Annotated in this window: 2 protein-coding genes; both read right to left on the bottom strand. The window is 73.4% G+C overall.

Annotated elements, in window-relative coordinates:
* Positions 1–3,253 (bottom strand): amino acid adenylation domain-containing protein (locus ACLEQD_RS34945; RefSeq protein WP_410390065.1); only part of this gene is annotated, 3,253 nt, incomplete at its 3' end.
* Positions 3,232–5,984 (bottom strand): amino acid adenylation domain-containing protein (locus ACLEQD_RS34940; RefSeq protein ID WP_410390063.1); only part of this gene is annotated, 2,753 nt, incomplete at its 5' end. The genes ACLEQD_RS34945 and ACLEQD_RS34940, both read right to left, overlap by 22 nt.

Genomic DNA, 5,984 nt, shown 5'->3' with positions numbered 1-5,984 from the left:
CGCCCGTCATGAGGGGCCAGAAGAACTCCCAGACGGAGACGTCGAAGCTGAAAGGTGTCTTCTGCAGGACGACGTCCGAAGGACCCAAGTCGTAAGCGGACTGCATCCACAGCAGGCGATTCACCACAGGCCCATGGGCATTCATGGCGCCCTTGGGGCGGCCGGTGCTGCCGGAGGTGAAGATGACGTAGGCCAGACCGTCGGCGGTGGCGCGCGGCGGCGGGGCGTGCCGGGGCTGGGACGCGACGTCCTCCCACTGCATGTCCAGGCAGAGCACGCGGGCCTCATGCGCGGGCAGGCGCGAGAGCAGGTGCTCCTGGGCCAAAAGCACCGCGGGGCGCGCGTCCTCCAGCATCCAGGTGAGGCGCTGGGCGGGGTAGGCGGGGTCGAAGGGGACGTAGGCGCCGCCAGCCTTGAGCGTGGCCAACAGTGCGACGACGAGCTCCAGGGAGCGCTCCAGCAGGAGGCCGACGCGGACCTCGGGCCCCACGCCTTGCGCGATGAGGGCATGCGCGAGCTGATTGGCCCGCGCGTCCAGCTCCCGGTACGTCAGCGTGCGGCCCTCGAACTCAAGCGCCACCGCATCCGGCGTGCGCTCCACCTGCGCCTCGATGAGGCCATGCAGCGTGGCATCGCGCGGGAAGTCGGTCGCCGTCGCATTCCAGTCCACCAGCACCTGCCGACGCTCGGCCTCCGTGAGCGGGCGGACGTTCTCGGCGTCATCGCCCGGTTCCACCGGCGCGGGCCGTGCCACCTCGCGCGCCGCGATCTCCTCCAGCGGGAGGAGCGGCACGGACAGCGCGGGGCCTTCACGGCGGCGCGAAGGTGTCGCCATGCCCCGGCCTTCAAGGGCCGCGTCGATGCGCGCGGCCAGCCCTTCGACCGTAGGCGCGTCGAAGAGAGCGCGCAGCGGCAGCTCCACGCCGAACGCTTCCCGGATGCGGCTGATGGCCTGGGTGGCCAGCAGCGAGTGGCCGCCCAGGTCGAAGAAGCTGTCGGTGGCTCCCACCCGGGTGACGCCCAGGAGCGGACGCCACAGGCCGGCGAGCCGCTCCTCGGTGGCGGTGCGCGGTGGGACGTGCTCGCGGTCGTCGCCTGTGAAGTCCGGCGCGGGCAGGGCCTTGCGATCCACCTTGCCGTTCGCGGTGAGCGGCAGGGCGGGCAGCGCCACGAAGGCCGCGGGCACCATGTACTCGGGCAGGTGCTGCTTCAGGTGCTCCCGGAGCGCGGACACGTCCGGAGCATCCGCGACGACGTAGGCCACGAGGCGCTTGTCGCCCGGCACGTCCTCGCGCACCAGCACCGCCGCATCCCTCACCGTGGGGGCCGCGCGCAGCACCGCCTCCACCTCTCCCAGTTCGATGCGGAAGCCGCGCACCTTCACCTGCGCGTCCGCGCGGCCGACGAACTCCAGCGTGCCGTCCTCGCGCCAGCGCACCACGTCGCCCGTGCGGTACAGCCGTGCTCCGGCCTCGCCGGAGAAGGGGTCCGGCACGAAGCGCTCGGCCGTCAGCGCGGGACGCCCCGCGTAGCCGCGCGTCACGCCCACGCCTCCCAGGGACAGCTCTCCTCTCACGCCCACCGGCACCGGCTCGCCGCGCGCGTCCAGCACGTAGGCGCGCACGTTGCCCAGGGGCCTGCCGATGGCGGGCACCCGTCCGTCCGCCACGCAGTCGGTGAGCGTGGCCACCACCGTGGCCTCCGTGGGGCCGTAGGTGTTGAGCAGCCGCCGCCCGGAGGCCCACCTCACCACCACGTCTGCGGGCAGGGCTTCGCCTCCGGAGATGACGGTGCGCAGCGCGGGCAGCCCGTCCGCGGGCGTGGCCGCCAGCGCCGCGGGCGTGAGGCTGACGACGGTCAGGGCCTCCTCGCGCAGCAACTGCTGGAGCGGCGCGCCCGGCATCAGCTTCTCCATCGGCGCCAGCACCAGCGTCGCGCCGGCGCACAGCGTGGTGAAGATCTCCTCCACCGACAGATCGAAGCTCAGGTTGGCGAACTGGAGGACGCGGTCGCCCGGGCCAATGCCATACGCCAGCGCCTCGTGCGTGACGAGGTTGGCCACGCTCCGGTGCTCCACCAGGGTGCCCTTGGGCAGGCCGGTGCTTCCGGACGTGTAGAGCAGGTAGGCCAGGTGCCGCGACGTGACGCCGCTGACCGGTGCGTCGGTGCGCTCCCGTGAAAGGGCGTCGCGCTCGGCGTCCAGGCAGAGGGTGGACGTGCGGTGGGGCTCGGGGAAGCGGTCGCGCAGCGCGGCTTGCGTCAGCAGCACCCGGGCGCCGCTGTCCTCCAACATGAAGGCGCGCCGCTCGCTCGGCAGGAGCGGATCCACCGGCACCCACGCGCCGCCGGCCTTGAGGATACCCAGCAGGCCGACGACGACGTCCAGCGAGCGCTCCACGCACAGGCCCACGCGCACCTCGGGCCCGACGCCGCGGCGGCGCAGCGCATGGGCGACCTGGTTGGCGCGGGCGTCCAGCTCCGCGTACGTGAGGTGCGCTCCCTCGAACGTGGCGGCGCGCGCGGCTGGCGCGCGGCGCACCTGGGCCTCGAAGAGCGAGTGCACGCAGGCCTCTGGGAAGTCCGCGCGCGTGGCGTTCCATTCCACCAGCACCTGCTGGCGCTCGGCCTCCGTCAGCAGCGGGAGCGCGGAGAGCCGGCGCTCGGGGGCGGCCACCAGGGCCTCCACCAGCACGCGCAGGTGGTGCATCAGCCGTCCGGCGGTGGAGGCGTCGTAGAAGTCCTGGGCGTACTCCAGGGTCCCCGTGAAGCCTCTCTCCGTCCGGCTGAGCGCCAGCGTCAGGTCGAACTTGGCGGCGCGGCCCCGCGACGGGAGCGCGCGGAACGTCAGCCCCGGGACGGACAGCTCCGCCGGGGGCGTGTTCTGGAGGATGAACATCACCTGGAACAGCGGCGCCTGTTGCAGGTCGCGCATCGGCTGGAGCTGTTCGAAGGGCACGTGCTGGTGCGCGAAGGCGTCCAGCGCGGTGGTGCGCACGCGGGCCAGCAGCTCGCGCACGGTCGGGTCTCCGTCCAGGCGGGTGCGCAGGACCAGCGTGTTGAGGAAGTAGCCGATGAGCCCTTCCAGCTCCGCGCGGTTGCGGCCCGCGACGGGCGAACCCACGCTGATGTCGTCCTGGCCGGAGTAGCGCGCCAGGAGCACCTGGAAGGCCGCCAGCAGGAACATGAAGGGCGTGACGCCCTCACGGCGGCAGAGCGCCTCCACGGCTTCGCTCAGCGCCAGCGGCAGCGCCACGGGGAGCAGCCCGCCCGGAGCGACGCATGCGGCGCGCGGGGCCGGTCCGTGGGCAGCTCCAGCGCTCGCGGTGCCCCGTCCAGCTGGCGCCGCCACCAGGTGAGCTGCTCCTCCAGCACGTCCCCTTGCAGCCACTGGCGCTGCCAGGCGGCGTAGTCCGCGAACTGGAGCGGCAGGGGCGGCAGGGACGCGGGCGTATGGGTGGCGAAGGCGCGGTAGAGCTCCACCACCTCGCGCACCATCACGGACATGGACCAGCCGTCGCTGATGATGTGGTGCAGCGTGAGGAGCAGGACGTGCTCCCCGGCGTCCAGGGCCAGCAGCGACACGCGCAGCAGCGGGCCCGCGGCCAGGTCGAAGGGACGCGAGGCCTCCGCGTCGGAGCGCCGCTGGGCCTCGGCTTCACGCGCGTCGGCGGTCAGCGAGCGCAGGTCGATGGGCTCCAGCGTCAGGGAGCCGGGCGGCGCGATGACCTGGATGGGGCCCTCGGCGGTCGCGCGGAACGTGGTGCGCAGGGCTTCGTGCCGGTGCACCAGGGCTTCAAGGGCGCGGCGCAGGGCCTCGACGTCCAGCGCTCCGGACAGGCGCAGGGCCAGGGGCATGTTGAACGCCGTGCCGCCGGGGGCCAGCTGGTCGAGCAGCCACACCCGGTGCTGCGAGTACGAGACGGGCAGCGCGTCGGAGGACGGCGCGCGCTGGAGGGGTGGTGCCGCCGCGAGCTGGCCAGACTGGAGCGCGGCGTCGATGCGCGCCGCGACCTCCGCCACGGTCGGCCCTTCGAACACCGCCTGGAGGGGCAGCTCGACGCCGAAGGTGGCGCGCAGGCGCGAGACGAGCTGCGTGGCCAGGAGCGAGTGGCCGCCCAGCTCGAAGAAGTGGTCGGTGGCCCCCACGCGCGGCACGCGAAGCACCTGGACCCAGAGCGCCGCGAGCTGCTCCTCGGTCGGTGTGCGCGGGGGGACGTACCCGGCGGTGGAGACCGGAGCCTCCGGCATGGGCAGGGCCTTGCGGTCCACCTTGCCATTGGGGGTGAGTGGGAACGCCTCCAGCGCCATGAAGAGCGACGGCACCAGGTGCTCGGGCAGGTGCTGGCGCGCGAAGTCGCGCAGCACGGCGGGCTCCAGGACACGGCCATCCCGCAGCACCACCCACGCGACGAGCCGCCCGTCGCCAGAGGCGTCGAGCCGGGCCCCGGCGATTGCCTGGAGCACGTCCGGGTGCCGGACGAGAACGGCCTCCACCTCTCCGGGCTCGATGCGGAAGCCACGCACCTTCACCTGGAAGTCGGTGCGGCCCAGGAAGTCGAGCGTCCCGTCGGAGCGCCAGCGCGCGAGGTCGCCCGTGCGGTACATGCGAGCGCCAGGGGCGCCGGAGAAGGCATCCGGCACGAAGCGCTCGGCGGTCAGCTCCGAGCGGGCCAGGTAGCCGCGCACCACGCCCTCACCCGCGATGAAGAGCTCGCCCGGCACGCCCACGGGCACGGGCTGGCCCCGCGGGTCCAGCACGTACATCCGCGTGTTCGCGATGGGCGCGCCAATGGAGACGGTGGCGGGCGGCGCGTCGCCGGTGACGGGGTGCGTGGAGGACCAGACGGTGGTCTCCGTGGGGCCGTACATGTTGCGCAGCACGGCCGAGGGCAGGGCCTCCCGTAGCTGGAGCGCGAGGGCTCCGGGCAGGGCTTCGCCGCCGACCAGCAGGTGCCGCAGGGCCCCCAGGGACGTCACGGCGTCGGGCGCCAGCACGAGCGCGCGCGCGAAGGCGGGCGTGCACTGCAGGTGGGTGATGGCGTGGCGGCGCAGGACCTGCGCGAGCGGAAGCGCGGCCCCTCGCGCCGCGGCCTGTTCGTCGTGGAGGACGACCTGGAAGCCCCGCGTCAGCGTCCAGAGGAGCTCCAGGACATGGATGTCGAAGGAGATGCTGGTGACGGCGAGCCAGGTGCCCGGCGAGGACGTGCCCAGCACGGCGTCCATCGCGTCCAGGAAGTGGGAGAGGGTGTGGTGCGGCACCATGACGCCCTTGGGGCGGCCCGTGCTTCCCGACGTGTAGATGACGTAGGCCAGCGCGCCGGGCATGGCAGTGCCCGGAGCATGCGCGGCCTCGCCGTCGCGGGTCTCCTCGATGAGGACCACGTCGAGCCCGTCGTGCGGAACTGCCTCATGCAGCGACCGCTGCGTGACGAGCACGCGGGCCCTGGAGTCGCGAAGCATCCAGGCCAGCCGGTCCGCGGGGTAGCCCGGATCCAGCGGGAGGTAGGCGCCCCCGGCGTGGAGGATGGCGAGCATCGCCACGACCATGTCCGGCGCGCGGCGAGCGCACAGGGCCACGGGCTCATCCGGGCGCACGCCCAGCACCTGGAGCCGGTGCGACAGGCGCAGGACGCGCTGGTGGAGTTCACGGTACGTGACGCGCTCCTCCCCTGCGACGAGGGCGAGCGTGTCCGGCGTGCGGAGTGCCTGGGCCTCGAACCGGGCGGGGACGCTGGCGGCGTCGAAGGGCCGCGCTGTGTCGTTCCACGAGAGGAGCACCTGCTCGCGCTCGTCGGGAGGGAGGAGCGGCAGGTCGTGCACGCGCGTCTGGGGTGCGCGAACGGCAGCCTCCAGCAGCACGCGCAGGTGGCCGAGGAGCCGGCGGATGGAGTCCTCGCGGAACAGGGCCGTGCTGTAGGTGACGGAGCCAGCCAGGCCCTGGGGCGAGTGCGTGAAGACGAAGCTGAGGTCGAACTTCGCGGCCG

The organism is Corallococcus sp. 4LFB, assembly GCF_046520365.1.
Taxonomy (GTDB): Bacteria; Myxococcota; Myxococcia; order Myxococcales; family Myxococcaceae; genus Corallococcus; species Corallococcus caeni.
The sequence above is the reverse complement of the archived record's forward strand: the minus strand, read 5'-3'. Positions and strand labels throughout refer to the sequence as shown.